This window comes from Streptomyces sp. NPDC088246 (assembly GCF_044741025.1).
Taxonomy (GTDB): domain Bacteria; phylum Actinomycetota; class Actinomycetes; order Streptomycetales; family Streptomycetaceae; genus Streptomyces.
The window spans coordinates 1-22,687 of the sequence record NZ_JBIURV010000003.1; the positions used below are offsets into that span (position 1 = coordinate 1).

A 22,687-nucleotide genomic window follows, 5' to 3' on the forward strand; every position below is an offset into this window, starting at 1 on the left:
GCTATGGGGGAGTCGGTGACTGACGACAACGCGGGAAGCGTGCGTGCCAGGGCGTGGCCGCCCGGTCGGAGGTCACCCGACAGGCTCTCAGTCGGTGATGCCCGCCAGGTCGCGCAGACGGCGGCCCTGCGCGGCGCGTTCGGCGACACGCTGCTCCTCGTAACCACGGGAAACGGCACCGCTCAGCAGCGCCTTGGTCTCCACGACCGCGTCGCGCGGGGCAGCCAGCAGTGCGCCGGCCAGATCGCGGGCGGTGGCGTCCAGTTCGTCGGCGGGGACGACGAGGTTGGCCAGGCCGGTGCGCTCGGCCTCCGCGGCGTGCACGAAGCGGCCCGTGGCGCAGATTTCGAGCGCGCGGGCGTACCCCACCAGGTTGACCAGGGGGTGTGTGCCGGTGAGGTCCGGGACGAGACCGAGGCTGGTCTCGCGCATGGCGAACTGCACGTCCTCGGCGACGATCCGCAGATCGCAGGCGAGGGCGAGCTGGAAGCCGGCACCGATCGCATGCCCCTGGACGGCCGCGATCGACACGATGTCGTTGCGGCGCCACCAGGTGAACGCCTCCTGGTACTCGGCGATGGTCGCGTCGAGCTCGGCCTCCGGGCCGCGCGCCATGTCGAGGAAGGACGGCTCACCGTCGAACCCCTCGGGGGTGAACGCCTGCCGGTCGAGGCCCGCGGAGAAGGACTTGCCCTCGCCGCGGAGCACAACGACCCGCACATTGCCGGGCAGTGCCCGTCCGGCCTCCGTCAACGCCCGCCACAGAGCGGGGGACTGAGCGTTGCGCTTGGCCGGATTGGTGAGGGTCACCGTGGCAACCGCGTCATCGACGGTGAGTCGTACGCCGTCCTTGTCGAGCACAGAGTCGAGCGAGGTCATGGGGCGCCTCCGGATCGGGTCAGTCAGCATTTCGCGCTAAGTGACTGAACAGTAACCACCCGGCCGATATCACGATCGACCGGGTGGCCACCGCCGAAACCGGTGAGCCCCGGGACGGGCCGGACGACCTGCCCCGATCCGCCGAAGGCCGTCAGGCCGTGGCGGCTTTCTTGCCTCGTGTCGCTCCGCCGCGTCCACGCAGCGTGACTCCGGACTCACTGAGCATCCGGTGGACGAATCCGTAGGAGCGGCCGGTCTCTTCGGCCAACGCCCGGATGCTCGCACCGGAGTCGTACTTCTTCTTCAGGTCTGCCGCGAGCTTGTCGCGCGCGGCGCCGGTAACCCGGCTGCCCTTCTTCAGAGTCTCGGCCACCCGTGCCTCCTCATGGGAAGTGCGCTCTGGACTCTCATGATCACCCCTCGGAGGCTTCCTGGCCACCCATTCGGCAAGGTCCGTGCAACCGGATCGCTGCCCGGAGAACGGGCCCACACAACCGGAATCCCGCATTCTGCGGGGCTGTGGGGGCGAGTGGGGACAGACCCGGGACGAACCGCCAGGTCAGGGCCACACGGGGATTGCAGCCCCAAATGGGTGCGCCCGGCAGGTATCTGCCGGGCGCCGCGCCGAGGTACGAGACGTACTCACGCAGATGATGGATCACGCATAGGCCGAATGATCCAGACGAAGTGGATCAGACGGCGACGGGGCCGGAGTCAGGCCAGAGCGACGAGGTCCCGGTAGTCCGCGCCCCACAGGTCCTCGACACCGTCCGGCAGCAGGATGATGCGCTCCGGCTGAAGCGCCTCGACCGCTCCCTCGTCGTGCGTGACGAGGACGACGGCGCCCTTGTACGTGCGCAGCGCGCCGAGGATCTCCTCGCGGCTGGCCGGGTCGAGGTTGTTCGTCGGCTCGTCCAGGAGCAGCACATTGGCGGAGGAGACCACCAGGGTCGCCAGCGCGAGACGGGTCTTCTCACCGCCGGAGAGGACGCCGGCGGGCTTGTCGACGTCGTCGCCGGAGAAGAGGAACGAGCCCAGCGTCTTGCGGACCTCTACAAGGTCGAGATCCGGGGCGGCGGAGCGCATGTTCTCCAGGACCGTGCGCTCCGGGTCGAGGGTCTCGTGCTCCTGGGCGTAGTAGCCGAGCTTGAGCCCGTGACCCTCGATGACCTCGCCGGTGTCCGGCTTCTCGGCGCCGCCGAGGAGCCTGAGCAGGGTGGTCTTGCCTGCACCGTTGAGGCCGAGGATGACGACGCGGGAGCCCTTGTCGATGGCGAGATCCACATCGGTGAAGATTTCGAGCGAGCCGTAGGACTTGGAGAGCCCCTCCGCCATCAAAGGGGTCTTGCCGCACGGCGAGGGCTCGGGAAAGCGCAGCTTGGCGACCTTGTCGGAGACCCGGACGGCCTCCAGGCCGGAGAGCAGCCGCTCGGCGCGCTTGGCCATGTTCTGCGCGGCGACGGTCTTGGTGGCCTTGGCGCGCATCTTGTCGGCCTGCGAGTTGAGCGCAGCCGCCTTCTTCTCGGCGTTCTGGCGCTCACGCTTGCGGCGCTTCTCGTCGGCCTCGCGCTGCTGCTGGTAGAGCTTCCAGCCCATGTTGTAGACGTCGATCTGCGAGCGGTTGGCGTCGAGGTAGAAGACCTTGTTGACGACCGTCTCGACGAGCTCGACATCGTGGGAGATCACGATGAAGCCGCCGCGGTAGGTCTTGAGGTAGTCGCGCAGCCAGACGATCGAGTCGGCGTCGAGGTGGTTCGTCGGCTCGTCGAGCAGCAGGATGTCGGCGTCCGAGAACAGGATGCGGGCCAGCTCGACGCGGCGGCGCTGACCGCCGGAGAGTGTGTGGAGCGGCTGTCCGAGCACCCGGTCGGGCAGGCTGAGCGCGGCGGCGATGGTGGCGGCCTCGGCCTCGGCGGCGTATCCGCCCTTGGTGAGGAACTCCGTCTCCAGGCGCTCGTACTTCTTCATCGCCTTCTCACGGGTGGCGCCCTTGCCGTTCGCCATCCGCTCCTCGTTCTCGCGCATCTTGCGCAGGATCTCGTCGAGACCGCGGGCGGAGAGGATGCGGTCGCGGGCGAGTACGTCGAGGTCGCCGGTGCGCGGGTCCTGCGGGAGGTAGCCCACCTCGCCGGATCGGGCGATGGTGCCGCCGGCGGGATTGCCCTCGCCCGCGAGGCACTTGGTGAGGGTGGTCTTGCCCGCCCCGTTGCGGCCGACGAGGCCGATGCGGTCACCCTTGGTGATACGGAAGGAGGCGGACTCGATGAGGATGCGGGCGCCGGCGCGCAGCTCGATGCCGGAAGCGGTGATCACGGTAAAACTCCAGGGCGGTGTGGACGGCGGACGGGACGATGACAGAGTTCGACTCGACGCCGCTACTCATGCACAAGGAGATTTGCCATACGGGTCATTCTACTGGCGGTGTGCAACTGCTTTTCCGCATGCGCTCACGGCACTTGCCGAAAACTCGCTCAGTGCTGCCGCTCCACTCCACCGCGCGACCAAAAAAGGGCATTGCGGTGTGAACTACCTAATACTCGGCGGAGGTGGTGAGGCCACCACGGCCGCAGCAGAGGGTGGTGCCCATGCAGTTCGACGACGACGCCGATCTGGACACGTCCGAGGTCCAGGATGTGCGCGGCAGCCGTATCCCCGGCGGCAAAGCCACCGTGGGCGGTGGCATCGCCGGTCTCATCGCACTGATCCTGGGGCTGCTCTTCGGCGTCGGCCCCGATCAGCTCGGCCTGTCGTCCGGCGGCTCCGGCACGACGGCGACCGCGTCCTCGGCCGCGCAGGTACAGCAGTCCTGCCGGACCGGGCAGGACGCGAACACCAGGGAGGACTGCCGGATCGTCGCGGTGGTCAACAGCGTGCAGGACTACTGGAAGCAGGAGTTCCGGCGGCGCGGCGGGACGTACACGGCTGCGCCGACGGTCCTGTTCACCGACCGGGTCGCCACCGCGTGCGGCACCGCGACCTCGGCGGTCGGGCCGTTCTACTGCCCGGGTGACCGGAAGGTCTATCTGGACCTGGGTTTCTTCGACGAGCTGCGGACGAAGTTCGGCTCCAGCGGTGGCCCGTTCGCCCAGGCGTACGTCGTCGCCCATGAGTACGGGCACCATGTGCAGGACCTCATGGGGACGCTGAGCCGTGCGCAGGACAGGCAGACCGGCGCCAACAGCAACGCGGTCAGGGTGGAGCTGCAGGCGGACTGTTACGCCGGGGTCTGGGCGCATCACGCGACGACCACGCCCGACGAATCGACCGGGCGGCCGCTGATCACCTCGTTGACGCAGGCGGACATCCGGGACGGACTCGACGCGGCGGCCGCGGTCGGCGACGACCGGATCCAGGAGAGGTTCCAGGGCCGGGTCACGCCCGAGTCCTGGACGCACGGCTCGGCCACGCAGCGGCAGCAGTGGTTCACCACCGGCTTCCGCAGCGGAGACATGGCCGACTGCAACACCTTCCGCTGAGCCGGGCCTCTTGAGCCGGGCCGGGCCGTTGTCAGTGGCCGGTGGAAGACTGAGATGCAGATCACAGAGACAGGTCACAGAAACAGGTAACGGGAGTACGAGAAGGGGTGAGCGCGATGGCAGGCGCACCGGCCGGCGTTCCGACGATCTATCCGACGATTCTGTACGACGACGCGAAGGCCGCGATCAGGACGCTGACGGAGGGCCTCGGCTTCACCGAGGAAGCGGTGTACGAGGGCGAGAGCGGCACGGTGCTGCATGCGGAGCTGTCCTGCGGCAACGGCAGGGTGATGCTGGGCTCCAAGGGCCGCGAGGGTGTCTTCGCCAAGGCGATGCAGGGCGCGGGCCCGGCCGGTGTCTACGTCGTGGTGGACGAGGTCGATGAGCATCACGCCCGGGCCGTGGAGTACGGGGTGGAGATCCTGATGCCGCCGACGGACCAGGACTACGGCTCCCGCGACTTCATTGCGCGGGACGCGGAGGGCAATGTGTGGAGCTTCGGGACGTACGCACCGGGGTCGGCGGACTGACGGGTGGTCGGCCGGACGGGCTTGGGGCCAAGCCCGTCCGACGCGGACCCACCCGCGCTACGCACCGCCCGTGTGTACCTGGAACGCGGCCCGGCGCACCGCTTTGGCCAGCGCGGGGTCCGGGTGCGCGGCGGCCAGGGCCACCAGGACCTGCACGGTGCGCGGGTGGCCGACTGCCCGTACCTCGTCCAGCAGCGCCGGCACCGTGCCCTGGACGGCCGAGTCGAGATGGCGGACCAGCAGCCCGGTCTCGCCGTGGTCCGCGACCGCCGCCGCGGTGTCGACCCAGAGCCAGGTGGCTTCCTCGCGGCTGAGGACGTCCTGGGCGTCCTCGGGGTCCGTTCCGCCGTACTCGGCCAGCCACAGCAGCGCGTAGGGGCGCAGCGACGGGTCGCCCACGACGGAGCGCACCTCGGGCTCGGCGGGTGCGCCGACGACCCGGAGCGCCTCGAAGGCGAGCCCGCGCAGCAGCGCGTCCTCCCCGCGGGCGACGCCGAGGAGTTCGGCAACGGCGCTGCCGACGGGGCGGGCGGCGAGCCAGGCCCGGTATTCGGCGCGGGCCGGGCCGGGGGTGAGCCGGGCGCAGCCGAGCAGCATGTCCGCGGCGGACTGCTCGATGTTCCCGGCCGGACTCTGGGCCGCGACACAGATCTGTTCCAGCTTGACCCAGACCGCCCAGTTGCCGAGCGGGGTGAGGGTGGCGTGCCCGGCGCCGAGGGTGAGCGCGCCTACCGCGGCCAGTCCCTCAAGGGCCCAGTCGAGAAGGAGGGCGACCAGGGCTGCGGGGTGTGCCGCGGGGGCGGATTCGGCCGGTGCGGGCGGCGCCTGCGGCCCGTACGGCACCTCGCAGCGCTCCTCGTGGAGTTCCGCGACACGCTGGCCGAGAAGGTCCAGGAGGGCGGGCACGGTGACCGGGCCCGCCGAGAGCTGGAGGAGGGAGAGCACCTGCGGCACGGCCTCGACGGCCTCCGCGACCGCGGTGGACTCGATGCCCTCGGGCGCGGGGTGGACGAGCGACCAGGCGTCGAAGAGCGCCACCCAGCCGCGGAGCACGGCGGAGTCGTCGCGGTCCCAGGCGCGCAGCCGCCAGCCGGGACGTGCGGTGTCGCCGTGCAGTTCGACCAGACCGGCGAGCCGGGCCCGGTCCCAGCCGGAGCGCACCTGGGCCGGGGACAACTCCAGTGCTGTCGCGGCCCGTTCGAGGGCCTGGGCGGCCAGGGGCGGCGCGCCGGGGATCGCGCCGTCGGCTGCCCAGCGGGCGATCCGTACAGCGTCGGCGAGGGCCGTCCTGGCCTGGCGGGCCAGTTCCGCCCTGGGAGGGGTGCCCTCCGGGGGGCGGGGAGCCGGCCTGGTGCGCCGGGTGGTCACGGCCTTGCGAGCGGTGGCAAGGGGTCGCGGGCGGACAAGTCGCAGCCTGGAGTCGCGCGGGGTACGGGACGTCACGGGGAGCAGTCTTGCCCCTGACGGCCCGAAAGCCCAAACGGAACCCGAATTCGCGGTGGAAGGGGGTGGCGGGCGGGTCCGGCACCAATCGGCCGATCCCTCGCATCAGGTCACATCAGAGGCGTGAGGAAGCGGCGCAGGGCCTCTTCGTAGTGGACCGGGTCGGCATTCCACATCGCCGCATGCGGAGCCTGTGGTACGACGCGCAGGGCGACCAGGTCCGGGCGGCGGGCGGCCAGATCGCGGGACGGCTGCCAGGGGGCCAGGGTGTCGTCCGGGCCGTGGAAGATCAGGGTCGGGACATGCAGCGCCGTTGCGAGGGAGCCGTCCAGGAGCCGGGCGCCGCGCAGCCCTGTCTGCCCCTGGGCGGCGCGGACGGCGAGCGGCAGCAGTGCGGTCGGGACACCGCGGGCGGCGGCCAGGGCGCGCAGCGTGGTGACCCAGTCCAGGACCGGGGAGTCGAGGACGAGACCGCAGATCCGATTGCGGAGCGCGGAGTTGACGGCCGCGTGCAGCGCCATCGAGGCGCCGGTGGACCAGCCGTGCAGGACGACCTTCTCGGCTCCGTACCGCACGGCGAAGCGGATCGCCGCGTCCAGGTCGCGCCATTCGGACTCGCCGAGGTGGGCGAGGCCGTCCGGCGAACGCGGGGCTCCGGCGTCGCCGCGGTAGGCCAGGTCGAGCACGGGCAGGCGCAGATCGTGCAGGAACTCCATGACGTTCATGGGGTGTTCCCTGGTGGTGCCGAGTCCGTGCACGGTGATGACCCAGGTGTCGCGGGGGCCGGGCAGGAACCAGGCGGGCAGGGGGCCGAGTTCGCCGGGGATCTCGACTTCCCTGTGATCGAGTCCGAGGGCCGATGAGGGGTCACCGCTGTGCAGCTGCGGGGTGATGCGGACCTTGGCGCCGGTTTCCAGGCTGCCGCGGTTGACTCGTTCCAGTCTGCGGACGACGGTGTCGGGGGCGTGGTGGGCGTGTTCGATCACCGGGCCGACGACGGCGTGGACGTCGTCGTCCTCCAGTCCGTACGTACCGGGCCGCAGGGCGGCGAAGGAGCGGGTCAGGGTGATCTGCCCGGCCGCTGTGGCGTGCACGGTGAGTCTGCGGTCGGCGGGGAGCGGTCGTCCGGACGGCACTCTGAGGGCGGCGTCGCTGGCGTACCGGCCGGCCGCGACCGTTGCCGCACCGACGCCGAGGATCGTGGTGACGGCTGCTGCCGTGACTGTTGCCGGGCGCACCGCTTCAGTGTCGTGGGGTGCGCCGCGCCCTGCCAGCGGACGGGGGCCGTCCGGTGCCCCGCCGGGGGCAGGACGGACGGATGGGACGGGACAGCCGGGACAGGCAGGGGTCGCGTCAGCCCGGTTGTCCGTATCCCTTCAATGCCTCCTGCACGTCGCGCAGCTGGGCCGGGGAGAGCAGGGTCGGGGTGTGCCCGGGTACGGAGCTTGCGGTGAGCCATAGCCGGCAGAGCCATTCCAGCTGGGCGGTCCTGTCGTACGCCTCGTCCAGGGACGCTCCATAGGTCACGGTTCCGTGGTTCTGGAGCAGGCAGCCCGTACGGCCCCGCAGAGCGGCGAGCATGTTCTCGGCCAGTTCCTCGGTCCCGTAGCGCGCATAGGCCGCGACCCGGACGGGGCCCCCGAGCACGGCGGCGGCGTAGTGGACCGAAGGGACCTCGGGGACCAAGGTGGAGACGGCCGTGGCGTGCACCGCGTGGGTATGCACGACGGCGGCCGCATCGCTGTTCCGGTAGACCGCGAGATGAAGCGGGAGTTCGCTGGTCGGGGCCAGTTCGCCGAGGACGCGGTTGCCTTCCAGATCGACGCCGACGGCGTCCTCGGGGCGGAGCCGGTCGTACGGCACTCCGCTCGGGGTGACCAGGACCGTCCCGCCGACCCGTGCCGACACATTTCCCGAGGTCCCGACGACGAGGCCGTCCGCCGCCGTCCTGCGGGCGATGGCGACGACACCGTCCCAGGCACGTTCGATCGCGTCCCGTTGCTGATCGCTCATGCGGAGATCCTGTCAGCCCTGGAGGCGAACGGGCATGCGATCGGGGGGATAAGTCACAAACCGGAGAAGTTCACAAAAAGGGTGACGGGGCCGAATCGGTCCCAAATCGGCCCCGCGTCCGGCCCGCACCGCCCCGCAATGGACAAACGGAACGACCCGACTCCAGTTGGAGTCACCACAACGCCCTGCCCAGTTCATCTTCTGTTCATCCAGGTTGCCTACGGTCCACGTGCCAATGACGTCGAACGATTGCCTGGGTAAATGGAACACATCACGCTGCTACTCGCGATTGTGATCGTGACAGCTCTAGTGTTCGATTTCACGAACGGTTTCCACGACACCGCCAACGCGATGGCGACCACCATCTCGACCGGCGCACTCAAACCGAAGACAGCGGTGGCCATGTCCGCCGTTCTCAACCTCGTCGGCGCGTTCCTGTCGGTCGAGGTCGCCAAGACGATCTCCGGCGGGATCATCAACGAGGACGGGCTGCGGACAGAAGTCATCTTCGCGGCTCTCGTCGGCGCCATCCTGTGGAATCTGCTGACCTGGCTGGTCGGACTGCCGTCCAGCTCCTCGCACGCCCTGTTCGGCGGCCTGATCGGCGCAGCCGTGATGTCGGCCGGCTGGTCATCGGTCAACGGCGGCACCGTCGTCACCAAGGTGCTGCTCCCCGCGGTCGCCGCCCCGGTCGTCGCCGGTCTGGCCGCGCTGCTGGCCACCAGGCTGACGTACCGGATCGGCGGGAAGATCCGCAACGACGCCCAGGAGAAGGCCACCGCCAAGGGCTACCGCGCCGGCCAGATCGCCTCGGCCGGACTGGTCTCCCTGGCCCACGGCACCAACGACGCGCAGAAGACCATGGGCATCATCACCCTGGCCCTGGTCACCGGTGGCGTCCTGCACCCCGGCTCCAACCCGCCGGTCTGGGTCATCGTCTGTGCCGGTACGGCCATCGCACTCGGCACCTACCTGGGCGGCTGGCGCATCATCCGCACCATGGGCAGCGGCCTCACCGACCTCAAGCCGCCGCAGGGCTTCGCCGCCCAGACCAGCGCGGCCACGGTCATCCTGGCCTCCTCGCACCTCGGCTTCTCCCTCTCCACCACCCAGTCCTGCTCCGGCGCCGTGATGGGCGCCGGGCTCGGCCGCCAGGGCGGCGTGGTCCGCTGGTCCACCGCCACCCGGATGTTCATCGCCTGGGGTCTGACCCTGCCGGCCGCGGGCCTGGTCGGCGCGGGCGCGGAACTCCTCACCAAGCAGGGCACCTGGGGTGTCGTGGTCGTCGCGGCGCTGCTGGTCGTGGGCTCCGGGGCGATCTGGCTGGTATCGCGCCGCAAGCCGGTCGGCCACGGCGATGTCGCGCCGACGGGCGGCGACGCCGAGCCCGCGGGCGTCGTCACCACGGCCATCGCCGCCGTCAGCCCGCCGCTCACCGCGGCCCAGGCAGCGGCCCAGGACCTCAAGACCACCATTCCGGCTCCGGCCGGAACCACCCAGGACCCGGCGCGACCCGCCACCGTCTAGGTCAGCCGCCTAGGCAGGCCGTCTAAGGATTCAGCATGAACATCGACTGGGCAGCCCTCGGCTCCGTCTTCGGCGTCTCCCTCGTCGTCACCGTCGCGCTGGTGGGTTTCTTCACCCTGGGCATCGTCGGTCTCTCCAAGCAGCCCGAACCGGCGGCGCAGGGCGGCTCCGGCGGCTCGCTGCTGCTGGCCCGGGCCGGCGCCTACGTCTGCTTCGCGCTGTGCGCTGCGGCGGTCGCGTACGGGATCTATCTGATCGTCGCCTGAGCCCGCCTCCGCGCACTCCCCCGTCGGGCCGGACACACCTCGTGTGTCCGGCCCGTTGTGGTGTGCCCGGCCCGATGTGGGGCTCAGCACACTGCACCGTCGCAGGTCAACGGCAAGTTGACGGGCGTTCGCGGAGCGTGGTGGACTGCCGGAGCCAATTACGGCGACAGCAGAGGAAGCCGGTGCGAATCCGGCGCGGTCCCGCCACTGTCACCGGGGAGCAGTCCCCCACACCGGAAGTCACGGCACGCGCGAGCGGGTTGGAAGGCCGGGGGAACTGCGGATCCGGGAGCCAGGAGACTCTCGTCGCCGGTCACGTCGAACCAGGGCGCGGACCCTGAGTGAGGACATATCGCCATGCCTGGCTGCCGTGCGTCCGTTGCTGTGGCTCTCTCGACGAGAGCCGCCTGTACGAAGGTCCTTCGAGGCGTAACGGCCGGTTGAGCCGTGCGTGCCGACCGCATTTTCGCGTACGGCGCCACGGCCGGTCTGATCGGCGATCTGCTGCTCGGTGACCCCCGCAGGGGACATCCGGTCGCCGCCTTCGGGCGGGCCGCAGCGGGCGTCGAGCGCCGTCTGTGGCGCGACCACCGTGGGTGGGGCACGCTGCACATGCTCGTCTGCGCCGGAGGTGCCGCGGGTGGTGCCGCGCTGGTCACCCGTGCCGTACGCAGCCACCCCGCCGCCTCCGTCGCGCTGACCGCGGCCGCCACCTGGTCCGTCGTCGGCGGTACGTCCCTGGGGCGTGAGGCCCGGGCGATCGGCGGCGCCCTGGCCGCCGGTGACATCGAGTCGGCCCGCGAGCGTCTGCCGCATCTGTGCGGGCGCGACCCGTACTCCCTCGACGGACCGCAGATCGCCCGCGCCGTGGTGGAGTCCGTGGCCGAGAACACCTCGGACGCCGTGGTCGGCGCCCTGGTCTGGGGTGCGCTGGCCGGTGTGCCCGGGCTCGTCGGCTTCCGGGCGGCCAACACCCTCGACGCCATGGTCGGCCACAAGTCGCCCCGCCACCGGCGCTACGGCTGGGCCTCGGCCCGCCTCGACGACCTCGCGGGCTGGCCCGGTGCCCGGCTCACCGCCCTGCTCGCCGTGGGCGCCGGGGGGCGGCCACGTGGAGCGGTACGGGCGTGGCGGGCCGACGCGGCGAAGCACCCGAGCCCCAACGCGGGCCCGGTGGAGGCCTCGTTCGCGGGTGCGCTCGGCGTACGGCTCGGCGGGACCCTCGCGTACGGCGGCCGGGTCGAACACCGCCCCGTCCTCAACGGGGAGACGGGCCGGGCGGTGGAGACCGAGGACATCGAACGCGCGGTACGGCTGTCGCGCCGGGTGAGTGCGCTGGCCCTCGGCGTGTGTGTGGCGGGACGACTGGGTGCGGGCCTCGCCGCACGACGGATCGCAGGACTTCGGTCCGCAGGACTTCAGGTCACGGAACTTCAGGTCACAGGACGTCGGATCGCAGGACGGAGACGGACATGAGCGGCGGGCTGCTGGTCGCCGGAACCACCTCGGACGCGGGCAAGAGCGTCGTCACGGCAGGCATCTGCCGCTGGCTCGTACGCCAGGGCGTGAAAGTGGCGCCCTTCAAGGCACAGAACATGTCGCTGAACTCCTTCGTCACCCGCGAGGGCGCCGAGATCGGCCGCGCCCAGGCCATGCAGGCCCAGGCCGCCCGGATCGAGCCGACCGCGCTGATGAACCCGGTCCTGCTCAAACCCGGCAGCGACCGCTCCAGCCAGGTCGTCCTGATGGGCAGACCGGTGGGCGAGATGAGCGCACGCGGCTACCACGGAGGCAGGCAGGAAGCGCTTCTCTCCACGGTCGTGGACTGTCTGGAGCAGCTTCGGGGCACGTATGACGCGGTGATCTGCGAGGGGGCGGGCAGTCCGGCCGAGATCAATCTGCGGCGCACGGACATCGTGAACATGGGCATCGCACGGGCGGCACGCTTCCCGGTGGTGGTCGTCGGCGACATCGACCGCGGCGGCGTCTTCGCCTCGTTCTTCGGTACGACGGCGCTGCTCGACGCCGAGGACCAGTCGCTGATCGCCGGCTACCTCGTCAACAAGTTCCGTGGCGACGTGTCGCTGCTGGAGCCCGGCCTGGAGATGCTGCGCGGGATCACCGGACGGCAGACCTACGGGGTGCTGCCCTTCGCCCACGGCCTGGGCATCGACGAGGAGGACGGGATGGGGGTCTCGTTGCGCGGGACCGTACGCGAATCGGTCGTCGCGCCGCCCTACGGCGACGACGTGCTGCGCGTCGCGGTGTGCGCCGTACCCCTGATGTCGAACTTCACCGATGTGGACGCACTGGCCGCCGAACCGGGCGTCGTCGTCCGGTTCGTGGACCGCGCCGAGGAGCTGGCCGACGCCGACCTCGTCATCGTGCCGGGCACCCGCGGCACCGTGAACGCGCTGGCCTGGCTGCGCGAGCGCGGCCTCGCCGACGCCCTGGTGCGGCGTGCCGCCGAGGACCGGCCGGTCCTCGGCATCTGCGGCGGCTTCCAGATCCTCGGTGAACACATCGAGGACGACGTCGAGTCGAGGGCCGGGCACATCGACGGCCTCGGCCTGCTGCCCGTACGCATCCGCTTCGACCGCGAGAAGACCCTCGCCCGCCCCGTCGGCGAGGCGCTCGGCGCCCCCGTCGAGGGGTACGAGATCCACCACGGCGTCGCCGATGTACGCGGCGGCGAAGCGTTCATCTCCGATGACCGAGGTCGCAGCCTGGACGGCTGCCGGGTCGGCGCCATGTGGGGCACCCACTGGCACGGCTCGCTGGAGAGCGACGAATTCCGCCGCCGCTTCCTGACCGAGGTCGCGCGGGCCGCAGGCCGGCGCTTCGTCCCCGCCCCCGACACCTGCTTCGCCGCGCTGCGCGAGGAACAGCTCGACCGCCTCGGCGACCTCATCGAAGAACACGCGGACACCGACGCGCTGCTGCGGCTCATCGAGTCGGGCGCACCGTCAGGACTTCCCTTCATCGCCCCCGGAGCACCTGGAGCACGCGCATGAACGCCCCTATGAGCACCGTGCTGTTGCTGTCGACCGCCGACACGGACCTCCTCGCCGCCCGCGCCTGTGGCGCGCCGTACCGGATCGGCAACCCCACCCGCATCGACGCCCACGAGGAACTCCCCGCACTGATCGAGGGTTCCTCCGTCGCCGTCGTCCGCCTCCTCGGCGGCAAGCGCGCCTGGGAGGACGGGCTGGCCGTCCTCAAGGCATCGGGCATCCCCACCGTGCTGCTGGGCGGCGAGGCCGTGCCGGACGCGGAGCTGATGGCCGAGTCGTCCGTACCCGCCGGTGTCGTCGCCGAGGCGCTGCGCTACCTCGTGGAGGGCGGCCCCGGAAACCTCGTAGAACTGGCCCGCTTCCTCTCCGACACCGTCCTGCTGACCGGCCACGGCTTCGCCGAACCGCACAAGATGCCCGAGTGGGGCCTGCACGGCAGCCGCGAGTTCGTCGAGGGCCGCCCGACCGTCGGCGTGCTCTTCTACCGGGCGCACCAGCTGTCCGGGAACACCTCGTTCGTGGACGTCCTCTGCGACGCGGTCGAGGCCCGTGGCGCCAACGCCCTGCCCGTGTACTGCGGTTCGCTGCGCGGCGCGGACGCCGGTCTCTACGAGCTGCTCGGCAGGACCGACGCCCTGGTCGCCACGGTGCTCGCGGCAGGCGGCACCCGTGCGTCGGACGCCTCCGCCGGGGGCGACGACGAGGCCTGGGACATCGGCGCGCTCGCCGATCTCGACGTCCCTGTGCTGCAGGGCCTGTGCCTGACCTCCTCGCGCGCCACGTGGGACGCCTCCGACGCCGCGCTCTCCCCCATGGATGCCGCGATGCAGGTCGCGATCCCCGAATTCGACGGTCGTCTGATCACCGTCCCGTTCTCCTTCAAGGAGCAGGGACCCGACGACGTGCCGGTGTACCGCGCCGACCCCGAACGGGCCGCGCGCGTCGCCGGAATCGCGGTGCGCCACGCCGTCCTGAAGCACAGGACGAACGCCGAGAAGAAGCTCGCTCTCGTCTTCACCGCCTACCCGACCAAGCACTCCCGCGTCGGCAACGCCGTCGGCCTGGACACGCCCGCGTCGGCGGTACGGGTCCTGGACGCCCTGCGGGAGGCCGGTTACGCGGTCGACGGATACCCGGACAACGGCGACGAGCTCATCCACCGTCTGATCGAGGCCGGTGGGCACGACGTCGAGTGGCTGACCGAGGATCAGCTCGCGGCCGCCCCCGCGCGGGTGCCGCTCGCCGACTACCGGGCCTGGTTCGAGAAGCTGGAACCGGAGCTGCGCGACTCGATGCTGGAGCACTGGGGCGAGCCGCCGGGTTCGCTGTACGTGGACGGGGACGACATCGTCCTCGCCTCGTTGCAGTTCGGGAACGTGGTGGTGCTGATCCAGCCGCCGCGCGGCTTCGGCGAGAACCCGATCGCGATCTACCACGACCCTGACATGCCGCCGTCCCACCACTACATGGCGACGTACCGCTGGCTGGAGGCCGCAACATCGGAAGGGGGCTTCGGTGCGGACGCCGTCGTCCACATGGGCAAGCACGGCACGATGGAGTGGCTGCCGGGCAAGGGCCTCGGCCTGTCCGCCGGTTGCGGCCCCGACGCCGTGCTCGGCGAACTGCCGCTGATCTACCCGTTCATCGTCAACGACCCGGGCGAGGGCACCCAGGCCAAGCGGCGTGGGCACGCCACGGTGGTGGACCATCTGGTGCCGCCGATGGCGCGCGCCGACACCTATGGCGACCTGGCCAAGCTGGAGCAACTGCTCGACGAGTACGCGCTGGTCAGCGATCTCGACCCGACGAAGGCCCCGTCGGTGCGGGCGCAGATCTGGACGCTGGTGAAGGCCGCCGAGCTGCACCACGACCTCCATGTCGACGAACAGCCCGGCGACGACGACTTCGACTCGTTCGTCATGCACATCGACGGCTACCTCTGCGAGATCAAGGACGTCCAGATCCGGGACGGCCTGCACATCCTGGGCGGCGGTCCCGTCGACGAGGCGCGGGTCAACCTGGTGCTGGCCGTGCTGCGTGCCTCCCAGGTGTGGGGCGGAACGGCGAACGCGCTGCCGGGGCTGCGGGCGTCGGTCGCCGAGCACTTCGGGCTCAGCGAGAAGGAGTTGCTGGCCGAGCCCGGCGCCGCGGTGAAGGTGCCGGTCGAGCTGACCGAACTGGTCCACGGCCCGGCGCGCACCGGTGCGGATGCGATCGATCTGCTGGAGCAGCTGTGCCGCCGGCTCGCGGAGGGCATGGAGGAACGCGGCTGGGACCTCGCGGCCGTGGCGGGACTGGTACGGGACGTCCTCGGCTCCGAACTCCCGGACGCCGTGGCCGTGCTGGGCTTCGCGTGCGAGGAGGTCGTACCGCGGCTGGCCCGGACGACGGACGAGATCGACCACATTCTGCGGGCGCTGGACGGCGGCTTCGTACCGGCCGGCCCGTCCGGATCGCCCACGCGCGGGCTCGTCAATGTGCTGCCGACGGGCCGCAACTTCTACTCCGTGGACCCGAAGGCGATTCCGTCCCGGCTGTCGTGGGAGGTCGGGCAGTCGCTCGCCGACTCCCTGATCGCCCGGTATCTCGCCGACACGGGCGACTACCCGAAGTCGGTCGGCCTGACCGTGTGGGGCACCTCCGCCATGCGCACCCAGGGCGACGACATCGCGGAGATCCTCGCGCTGCTCGGCTGCCGGCCGGTGTGGGACGACGCGTCGCGGCGGGTCACCGGCTTCGAGGTCGTGCCGGTGAGCGAGCTGGGCCGGCCGCGCATCGATGTGACGGTGCGGATCTCCGGGTTCTTCCGGGACGCGTTCCCGCATGTGGTGGGGCTGATCGACGACGCGGTACGGGCGGTGGCGGAGCTGGACGAGCCGGCCGAGGCCAACTACGTACGGGCACACGCCGACGAGGACACGGCGGTCCACGGCGACCGGCGCCGGGCCACGGCACGCGTCTTCGGCTCGAAGCCGGGGGCGTACGGTGCGGGGCTGCTGCCGCTGATCGACGCGCGGAACTGGCGGTCGGACGCGGACCTGGCCGAGGTGTACGCGGTATGGGGCGGCTACGCGTACGGGCGCGGGCTCGACGGGCGGGCGGCGCGCGGGGACATGGAGACGGCGTTCCGGCGGATCGCGGTGGCGGCGAAGAACGTGGATACGAGAGAACACGATCTGGTCGATGCCGACGACTACTTCCAGTACCACGGCGGGATGGTCGCCATGGTGCGGCATCTGACCGGCGAGTCGCCCGAGGCGTACGTCGGCGACAGCGCCACGCCGGACCAGGTGAAGACGCGAACGCTGGGCGAGGAGACGCACCGGGTGTTCCGGGCTCGCGTGGTGAACCCGCGGTGGATGAGCGCGATGCGGCGGCACGGGTACAAGGGTGCCTTCGAGATGGCCGCGACCGTCGACTACCTGTTCGGGTACGACGCGACGGCGGGGGTCGTGGACGACTGGATGTACGAGAAGCTCAGCGCGGAGTACGTCTTCGACCCGGAGAACCAGGACTTCATGCGGAAGTCCAATCCGTGGGCGCTGAGGGGCATCACCGAGCGCCTGCTGGAAGCAGCGGATCGGGGCCTTTGGGCGGAGCCGGACCAGGAGACCCTGGACCGGCTCCGGGCGACCTACCTCGAACTTGAGGGCGACCTGGAGGGAGAGGCGTGATCTCCCTGGAAAGCCCCGCGGTGGCGGGGAGCACGTCATCCCGCGCAGTGCCCACGGGTTCGGCTTCGGACCACCCCCGCGTCGGCGGGGACTACGGCAACAGCCTGGCAGCCTCCTCGGACCGCGGCGCCCTGCCAGTGCATCAGCCACTCGAAGGAGTGATCGCAGCGTGAGTACCCCGTTTCCCTTCACCGCCATCGTCGGGCAGGACGATCTCCGGCTCGGGCTGCTCCTCAATGCTGTCTCGCCGGCCGTCGGCGGCGTGCTGGTGCGTGGTGAGAAGGGCACCGCGAAGTCCACCGCCGTGCGCGCGCTGGCCGCGCTGATGCCGGAGGTTCCGGTCGTCTCCGGGTGCCGGTTCTCGTGCGACCCGGCGTCGCCCGATCCGGCGTGTCCCGATGGCCCCCACGAGGCCGGGACCGGCGTGTCGCGGGATGCGCGGATGGTCGAGCTGCCCGTCGGCGCGTCCGAGGACCGTCTCGTGGGGGCGCTCGACATCGAGCGGGCGCTCGCCGAGGGCGTGAAGGCCTTCGAGCCGGGGCTGCTCGCCGACGCGCATCGCGGGATTCTCTACGTCGACGAGGTCAATCTCCTCCACGACCACCTCGTGGACCTGTTGCTGGACGCGGCCGCCATGGGCGCGTCGTACGTGGAGCGTGAGGGCGTCTCCGTACGGCATGCAGCGCGCTTCCTGCTCGTCGGGACGATGAACCCGGAAGAGGGGGAACTGCGGCCGCAGTTGCTCGACCGTTTCGGGCTGACCGTCGAGGTCGCCGCCTCCCGTGAGACCGATCTGCGGGTCGAGGTCGTGCGGCGTCGGCTCGCGTACGACGACGATCCGGCCGCCTTCGCCGCCCAGTGGGCCGACGAGGAGGGTGCGTTGCGGGCGCGGATCGTGGCCGCGCGTGCACTGTTGCCCCAAGTACGGCTCGGTGACAGTGCGTTGCGCCAGATCGCGGCCACGTGTGCAGCCTTTGAGGTCGACGGAATGCGGGCGGACATCGTGATGGCCAGGACGGCCACGGCGCTGGCCGCCTGGGCAGGGCGTACGGATGTGCTGGCTGAGGACGTCCGGCAGGCCGCCCTGCTCGCCCTCCCCCACCGCCGCAGGCGCAACCCGTTCGACGCGCCGGGCCTGGACGAGAACAAGCTCGACGACACGCTGGAGCAGAACAGCGGCGAGGACGACGATCCGGACCCGGACGGCCCCGGTGGCGGCGGCCGGCCCCCGCAGGGCGACGGGCCCGACACACCGCCGCAGCCCGAGGGCGAGGCGGGCGACACGCCCGCGCAGACCGTTCCCGAGCAGGGGCAGGGGCAGCAGTCTTCCGGGGGCGGCGAGCAGCAGCCCGTACGCGCTGCCGAGCCGTTTCGTACGAAGATGCTGAGCGTGCCGGGTCTGGGCGAGGGCGCGGCGGGGCGGCGGTCCCGGGCGCGTACCGAGCACGGGCGTACGACCGGTGCGCGGCGCCCGCGGGGCGCCCTGACCAAACTACATCTGGCCGCGACCGTGCAGGCCGCTGCCCCGCATCAGCGGGCGCGGGGGCGGTCGGGGCGGGGACTGGTGGTCCGGCGGGACGATCTGCGGCAGGCGACCCGGGAGGGACGGGAGGGAAACCTCGTCCTCTTCGTGGTGGATGCGTCCGGATCGATGGCTGCCCGGCAGCGTATGAGTGCCGTGAAGGGTGCGGTCCTTTCGCTGCTGCTGGACGCGTATCAGCGGCGGGACAAGGTCGGGCTGATCACCTTCCGGGGCAAGGACGCCGAGGTGGTGCTGCCGCCGACGTCGTCGGTGGACGCCGCGGCGGCACGGCTGGAGATGCTGCCGACCGGTGGGCGTACGCCCGTCGCGGCCGGGCTGTTGAAGGCCCATGACGTGCTGCGGGTGGAGCGGCTGCGTGATCCGTCGCGGCGGCCGTTGCTGGTCGTGGTGACCGACGGGCGGGCGACCGGGGGGCCCGAGCCGGTGGCGCTGGCGTCGCGGGCGGCACGGCTGCACGAGGTCGAGGGCATCGCGTCCGTCGTCGTGGACTGCGAGTCGGGGCCCGTACGGCTCGGTCTCGCGGACGCTCTCGCGCGCGATCTGGGGGGCGCCGCCGTCACGCTCGACGACCTGCGGGCCGACTCGATCGCCGGGCTCGTCAAGGACGTTCAGGGAACCAGCAGGAGGGCCGCGTAATGCCACAGGGACAGCCGACCACCGTGCCGGACGACGGGCTCACCACCCGTCAGCGCCGCAACCGCCCGCTGCTGGTGGTGCACACCGGCATCGGGAAGGGGAAGTCGACGGCGGCCTTCGGGCTCGCGTTGCGCGCCTGGAATCAGGGGTGGCCCATCGGGGTCTTCCAGTTCGTCAAGTCGGCGAAGTGGAAGGTCGGCGAGGAGAACGCCCTGAAGGTCCTCGGAGCCAGTGGCGAGGGCGGGTCCGTCGCCTGGCACAAGATGGGCGAGGGCTGGTCGTGGGTGCAGCGCGACAAGCAGCTGAACAACGAGGAGGCGGCGCGCGAGGGCTGGGAGCAGGTCAAGCGCGACCTGGCCGCCGAGACGTACCGGCTGTACGTCCTCGACGAGTTCGCGTACCCGATGCACTGGGGCTGGGTCGACACCGACGAGGTGATCGAGGTGCTGCGGAGCCGTCCCGGTACGCAGCATGTGGTCATCACCGGGCGCAACGCGCCCGAGAAGCTGGTGGAGGCCGCCGACCTGGTGACCGACATGTCGAAGGTCAAGCACCCGATGGACGCCGGTCAGAAGGGCCAGCGGGGCATCGAATGGTGAGGGGTCCGCGGTGAACGTTCCGCGTCTGGTGATCGCCGCGCCCTCGTCGGGGAGCGGCAAGACGACCGTGGCCACGGGGCTGATGGCGGCCTTCGCGGGGCGGGGACTTGCCGTGTCCGCGCACAAGGTCGGGCCCGACTACATCGATCCCGGCTACCACACGCTGGCCACGGGACGGCCGGGGCGCAATCTCGACGCGTACATGTGCGGTCCCGAGCTGGTCGCTCCGCTGTTCGCGCATGGGGCGCGCGGCTGCGACCTGGCGGTCGTCGAGGGCGTGATGGGGCTGTACGACGGGGCTTCGGGGAAAGGCGAGCTGGCGTCCACCGCGCAGGTCGCGAAGCTGCTGCGGGCGCCTGTGGTGCTGGTGGTCGACGCTTCGTCGCAGTCGCGGTCCGTGGCCGCGCTGGTGCACGGCTTCGCTTCGTGGGATCCGCAGGTGCGGATCGGTGGCGTGATTCTGAACAAGGTCGGCTCCCAGCGGCACGAGGTGCTGTTGCGGGAGGCGTTGGACGAGTCGGGTGTGCCGGTGCTGGGGGTGTTGCGGCGGGCCGAGCAGGTGGCTGTGCCGTCGCGGCATCTGGGGTTGGTGCCGGTGGCGGAGCGGCGGGGCGATGCGGTGGGCGCTGTCGCGGCGATGCGGCGGCAGGTGGTGGCGGGGTGCGATCTGGAAGCGCTGATGGCTTTGGCCCGGTCGGCGCCCGCGTTGCCAGGTGAGGTGTGGGACGCGGTCGAGGCGGTGGGCGCAGGCGGGGCTGTTCCCCTGCCCGCCCCTTCCCACGAACGGGGATCCGCCCCGGACCCCGGTCCTCAAGCGCCGGGCGGGCTGATAGATGCCCTCAACCGCCGGGCGGGCTGGGGTGTGCCGGAGGGAATGGGTGGGCCGGAGGGGCCGAATGTGGTCGCCGTCGCTGCCGGGGCGGCGTTCACCTTCTCCTACGCCGAGCACACCGAGCTGCTGGCCGCCGCCGGGGCCGAAGTCGTGCCGTTCGATCCGTTGCGGGACGAGGCGTTGCCCGAGGGCACTCGGGGGCTGGTCATCGGTGGCGGATTCCCGGAGGTGTACGCGTCGGAGCTGTCCGCCAACGCGGCACTGCGCAAGGCCGTTGTCGAGCTGGTTGAGTCCGGGGCTCCGGTGGCTGCCGAGTGTGCGGGGCTGCTCTATCTGGCGCGTTCGCTCGACGGGCTGCCGATGTGCGGGGTCCTCGGTGCCGAGGCGCGGATGTCCGAGCGGCTGACGCTCGGCTACCGGGAGGCCGTGGCGGTCTCCGACAGTGTGCTGGCGGCGCCCGGGACGCGGGTGCGCGGGCACGAGTTCCACCGGACCGTTCTGGAGCCGGGCGCCGGGGCCGAACCGGCGTGGGGTCTGCATCAGCCGGAGCGTCGCGTGGAGGGGTTCGTACAGCAGGGCGTGCACGCGAGTTATCTGCATACGCATTGGGCTTCGGCGCCCGGTATGGCCCGCCGATTCGTTGAGAGGTGCAAGGGATGAACCACGATCACGGGACGAGCAGGCTGGTCGGCGTCGGTGTCGGGCCCGGTGACCCGGAGCTGGTGACCGTCAAAGGTGTGAACGCGCTGCGTGGTGCCGCGGTCGTCGTCGTACCGGTGATGGACACCGGTGAGCGGGGGCGGGCCGAGGCGACCGTCCTGCATTACGTGGCGGCCGACAAGGTCGTACGTGTGGTGTTCGCGCTGAATGAGCGGACGGACCGGGCGCGCCGGGAGGCGGCGTGGGACGCGGCGGGTGAGCGGGTCGCGGAGCTGCTGCGTACGCATGGTTCGGTGGCGTTCGCGACGATCGGCGACCCCAATGTGTACTCGACGTTCACGTATCTCGCGCACACGATAGGTGAGCTGCTGCCGGGTACGGCCGTGGAGACCGTTCCGGGGATCACGGCCATGCAGGATCTGGCCGCCCGCAGTGGTGCGGTGCTGACGGAGGGCACGGAGCCGTTGACGCTGGTACCGGTGACCGCCGGGGCCGCGGTGCTCAAGGAGGCTCTGGAAGGTCCCGGGACGGTCGTCGCGTACAAGTTCGGGCGGCTGGCCGCGGAGGTGGCCACGGCACTGCGTGAGACGGGGCGTACCGAGGACGCGGTGTGGGGTTCGGCGCTCGGGCTGCCCGAGGAGTCGATCCGGCCGGCGGCAGAGCTGGCCGAGGGGCCGTTGCCGTATCTGTCGACGCTGATCGCGCCCGCGCCGCGCGACGGCGGGCGGGGCGGGAAATTGTGAGGCGCCGGGGTACGGCGCGGTGGTCAGTCCGCGATGCCCACCACAAGCCAGATGAAGCCCACCCCGGCCACCGTGCACAGCAGCGTGGAGCGGGCCGGGTGTTCGTGGTGTGCCTCGGGAAGGATCTCGGCGGCGGCCAGGTAGAGCAGTGCGCCGCCGAAGAAGCCGAGATAGCAGCCGAGCGGTTCCTCCGGAAGGGTGAACAGCAGTGTCGTCGCCGCGCCCACGAGCGGGGCCACGGCGTCCGCGAACAGCATGAGCACGGCCTTGCGGCGGGCGTTCCCGTACAGGCTGGTGATCGTGTAGGTGTTGAAGCCGTCGGCGAAGTCGTGCGTGATGACGGCGAGGGCGACGGCGGCTCCCATGCCGGCGCCCACCTGGAAGGCCGCGCCGAGCGCGACACCGTCCATCAGGCTGTGGCCGACCATCGCCGCCGCTGCCGTGAGTCCGACCTGCGGCACCCGCTCCTCGCCCGCGCCGTGTGCCGCTTGGCGTACGGCGAGCAGACGCTCCACCAGGTGGGCGACCAGGAAGCCGCCCACGAAGAGCAGCAGGGCAGCCGGGACGCCGAAGACCGGATCGCCCGCGGCGTCGATCGCCTCCGGCAGCAGGTCCAGGCCGACCACACCGAGCATCAGTCCGCCGGCGAAGCCGAGCACCAGGTGGCGGCGGTCGGTGACACGTTGGGCGACCCAGCCGCCGGCCAGGGTCATCAGGAACGCGCCGAGCGCCACGAACACCGCCATGCGCTCTTGCTAGCCGATTGACCCCGGTGCGCGCATCTCACCGCGCCCTGCCGTCCGTCCCGCCCTTCTGTCCGCTTTTTTTACCGTTTCCCGTTTCCCGAAAGGA

The 22,687-nt window shown here is 71.2% G+C and carries 18 protein-coding genes and 1 riboswitch; of the genes, 11 read left to right on the forward strand and 7 right to left on the reverse strand.

Annotated features, from left to right (window positions below; translation table 11 throughout):
- Positions 1-87: 87 nt before the first annotated feature.
- The 3 genes from ACIPEK_RS05135 to ACIPEK_RS05145 all read right to left on the reverse strand — a co-directional run bounded on the left by ACIPEK_RS05135 (position 88) and on the right by ACIPEK_RS05145 (position 3,192).
- Positions 88-879: an enoyl-CoA hydratase/isomerase family protein gene (locus tag ACIPEK_RS05135; protein WP_383067883.1), complete on the reverse strand. Its 792-nt coding sequence runs from the start codon at positions 877-879 to the stop codon at positions 88-90.
- A gap of 151 nt (positions 880-1,030) precedes the next feature.
- Complete coding sequence (locus ACIPEK_RS05140) at positions 1,031-1,252, reverse strand: helix-turn-helix domain-containing protein (protein WP_018518904.1); 222 nt, start codon at positions 1,250-1,252, stop codon at positions 1,031-1,033.
- Positions 1,253-1,593: 341 nt separating this feature from the next.
- Entirely contained in the window at positions 1,594-3,192 is a 1,599-nt protein-coding gene (locus ACIPEK_RS05145) for an ABC-F family ATP-binding cassette domain-containing protein (RefSeq protein ID WP_401990837.1), read from the reverse strand.
- A 272-nt stretch (positions 3,193-3,464) separates the two neighbouring features.
- Here ACIPEK_RS05145 and ACIPEK_RS05150 point away from each other — a divergent pair, with 272 nt between their 5' ends.
- Positions 3,465-4,355 (forward strand): neutral zinc metallopeptidase, encoded by an 891-nt coding sequence (locus ACIPEK_RS05150; RefSeq protein ID WP_401990840.1) that lies wholly within the window; start codon positions 3,465-3,467, stop codon positions 4,353-4,355.
- Between the two features lie 116 nt (positions 4,356-4,471).
- Positions 4,472-4,885 (forward strand): VOC family protein, encoded by a 414-nt coding sequence (locus tag ACIPEK_RS05155; RefSeq protein ID WP_114243849.1) that lies wholly within the window; start codon positions 4,472-4,474, stop codon positions 4,883-4,885.
- A 57-nt stretch (positions 4,886-4,942) separates the two neighbouring features.
- On the opposite strand, the gene ACIPEK_RS05160 is transcribed toward ACIPEK_RS05155, so the two are convergent.
- The 3 genes from ACIPEK_RS05160 to ACIPEK_RS05170 all read right to left on the reverse strand — a co-directional run bounded on the left by ACIPEK_RS05160 (position 4,943) and on the right by ACIPEK_RS05170 (position 8,341).
- Positions 4,943-6,253: a hypothetical protein gene (locus tag ACIPEK_RS05160; protein WP_093895737.1), complete on the reverse strand. Its 1,311-nt coding sequence runs from the start codon at positions 6,251-6,253 to the stop codon at positions 4,943-4,945.
- Positions 6,254-6,438: 185 nt separating this feature from the next.
- Positions 6,439-7,566, reverse strand: coding sequence for an alpha/beta hydrolase (locus tag ACIPEK_RS05165; protein WP_401990843.1), 1,128 nt, complete (start codon positions 7,564-7,566; stop codon positions 6,439-6,441).
- A gap of 115 nt (positions 7,567-7,681) precedes the next feature.
- A complete protein-coding gene (locus ACIPEK_RS05170; RefSeq protein WP_401990846.1) occupies positions 7,682-8,341 on the reverse strand; it encodes a class II aldolase/adducin family protein in 660 nt (219 codons plus the stop codon).
- A 261-nt stretch (positions 8,342-8,602) separates the two neighbouring features.
- On the opposite strand from ACIPEK_RS05170, the gene ACIPEK_RS05175 reads away from it, so the two are divergent.
- The 9 genes from ACIPEK_RS05175 to cobI all read left to right on the forward strand — a co-directional run bounded on the left by ACIPEK_RS05175 (position 8,603) and on the right by cobI (position 21,835).
- On the forward strand, positions 8,603-9,868 hold the full coding sequence (locus ACIPEK_RS05175; RefSeq protein WP_401990849.1) for an anion permease: 1,266 nt from the start codon (positions 8,603-8,605) through the stop codon (positions 9,866-9,868).
- A 35-nt stretch (positions 9,869-9,903) separates the two neighbouring features.
- Positions 9,904-10,134 carry a hypothetical protein gene (locus ACIPEK_RS05180; protein WP_114243854.1) on the forward strand — a complete coding sequence of 77 codons (231 nt, stop codon included), beginning with the start codon at positions 9,904-9,906 and terminating at the stop codon, positions 10,132-10,134.
- Positions 10,135-10,305: 171 nt separating this feature from the next.
- Positions 10,306-10,437: riboswitch (cobalamin riboswitch) on the forward strand.
- Between the two features lie 144 nt (positions 10,438-10,581).
- Positions 10,582-11,610 carry a cobalamin biosynthesis protein gene (locus tag ACIPEK_RS05185; protein WP_401990852.1) on the forward strand — a complete coding sequence of 343 codons (1,029 nt, stop codon included), beginning with the start codon at positions 10,582-10,584 and terminating at the stop codon, positions 11,608-11,610.
- Positions 11,607-13,148 (forward strand): cobyric acid synthase, encoded by a 1,542-nt coding sequence (locus ACIPEK_RS05190; protein WP_401990855.1) that lies wholly within the window; start codon positions 11,607-11,609, stop codon positions 13,146-13,148. The genes ACIPEK_RS05185 and ACIPEK_RS05190 overlap by 4 nt, the downstream gene beginning before the upstream one ends.
- Before the next feature lie 8 nt (positions 13,149-13,156).
- Positions 13,157-16,822: a cobaltochelatase subunit CobN gene (cobN, locus tag ACIPEK_RS05195; protein ID WP_401991812.1), complete on the forward strand. Its 3,666-nt coding sequence runs from the start codon at positions 13,157-13,159 to the stop codon at positions 16,820-16,822.
- A 169-nt stretch (positions 16,823-16,991) separates the two neighbouring features.
- Positions 16,992-19,001: a putative cobaltochelatase gene (locus ACIPEK_RS05200; RefSeq protein WP_401990858.1), complete on the forward strand. Its 2,010-nt coding sequence runs from the start codon at positions 16,992-16,994 to the stop codon at positions 18,999-19,001.
- On the forward strand, positions 19,001-19,600 hold the full coding sequence (gene cobO, locus ACIPEK_RS05205) for a cob(I)yrinic acid a,c-diamide adenosyltransferase (RefSeq protein ID WP_351198654.1): 600 nt from the start codon (positions 19,001-19,003) through the stop codon (positions 19,598-19,600). Before ACIPEK_RS05200 ends, cobO begins: the two co-directional genes overlap by 1 nt.
- 10 nt (positions 19,601-19,610) lie before the next feature.
- Complete coding sequence (locus ACIPEK_RS05210) at positions 19,611-21,092, forward strand: cobyrinate a,c-diamide synthase (RefSeq protein ID WP_401990861.1); 1,482 nt, start codon at positions 19,611-19,613, stop codon at positions 21,090-21,092.
- A complete protein-coding gene (gene cobI / locus ACIPEK_RS05215; RefSeq protein WP_383067861.1) occupies positions 21,089-21,835 on the forward strand; it encodes a precorrin-2 C(20)-methyltransferase in 747 nt (248 codons plus the stop codon). The genes ACIPEK_RS05210 and cobI overlap by 4 nt, the downstream gene beginning before the upstream one ends.
- A gap of 23 nt (positions 21,836-21,858) precedes the next feature.
- Here the strand turns inward: cobI and ACIPEK_RS05220 are convergent, their stop codons facing one another.
- Entirely contained in the window at positions 21,859-22,581 is a 723-nt protein-coding gene (locus ACIPEK_RS05220; protein ID WP_383067859.1) for a ZIP family metal transporter, read from the reverse strand.
- Positions 22,582-22,687: the final 106 nt, after the last annotated feature.

Excerpts from the sequence above, each read along its gene's own strand:
- ACIPEK_RS05135 (WP_383067883.1), bottom strand. The coding sequence starts at position 879 with ATGACCTCGCTCGACTCTGTGCTCGACAAGGACGGCGTACGACTCACC.
- ACIPEK_RS05150 (WP_401990840.1), top strand. The coding sequence starts at position 3,465 with ATGCAGTTCGACGACGACGCCGATCTGGACACGTCCGAGGTCCAGGAT.
- ACIPEK_RS05155 (WP_114243849.1), top strand. The coding sequence starts at position 4,472 with ATGGCAGGCGCACCGGCCGGCGTTCCGACGATCTATCCGACGATTCTG.
- ACIPEK_RS05170 (WP_401990846.1), bottom strand. The coding sequence starts at position 8,341 with ATGAGCGATCAGCAACGGGACGCGATCGAACGTGCCTGGGACGGTGTC.
- ACIPEK_RS05175 (WP_401990849.1), top strand. The coding sequence starts at position 8,603 with ATGGAACACATCACGCTGCTACTCGCGATTGTGATCGTGACAGCTCTA.
- ACIPEK_RS05180 (WP_114243854.1), top strand. The coding sequence starts at position 9,904 with ATGAACATCGACTGGGCAGCCCTCGGCTCCGTCTTCGGCGTCTCCCTC.
- ACIPEK_RS05190 (WP_401990855.1), top strand. The coding sequence starts at position 11,607 with ATGAGCGGCGGGCTGCTGGTCGCCGGAACCACCTCGGACGCGGGCAAG.
- cobN (WP_401991812.1), top strand. The coding sequence starts at position 13,157 with ATGAGCACCGTGCTGTTGCTGTCGACCGCCGACACGGACCTCCTCGCC.
- cobO (WP_351198654.1), top strand. The coding sequence starts at position 19,001 with ATGCCACAGGGACAGCCGACCACCGTGCCGGACGACGGGCTCACCACC.
- cobI (WP_383067861.1), top strand. The coding sequence starts at position 21,089 with ATGAACCACGATCACGGGACGAGCAGGCTGGTCGGCGTCGGTGTCGGG.
- ACIPEK_RS05220 (WP_383067859.1), bottom strand. The coding sequence starts at position 22,581 with ATGGCGGTGTTCGTGGCGCTCGGCGCGTTCCTGATGACCCTGGCCGGC.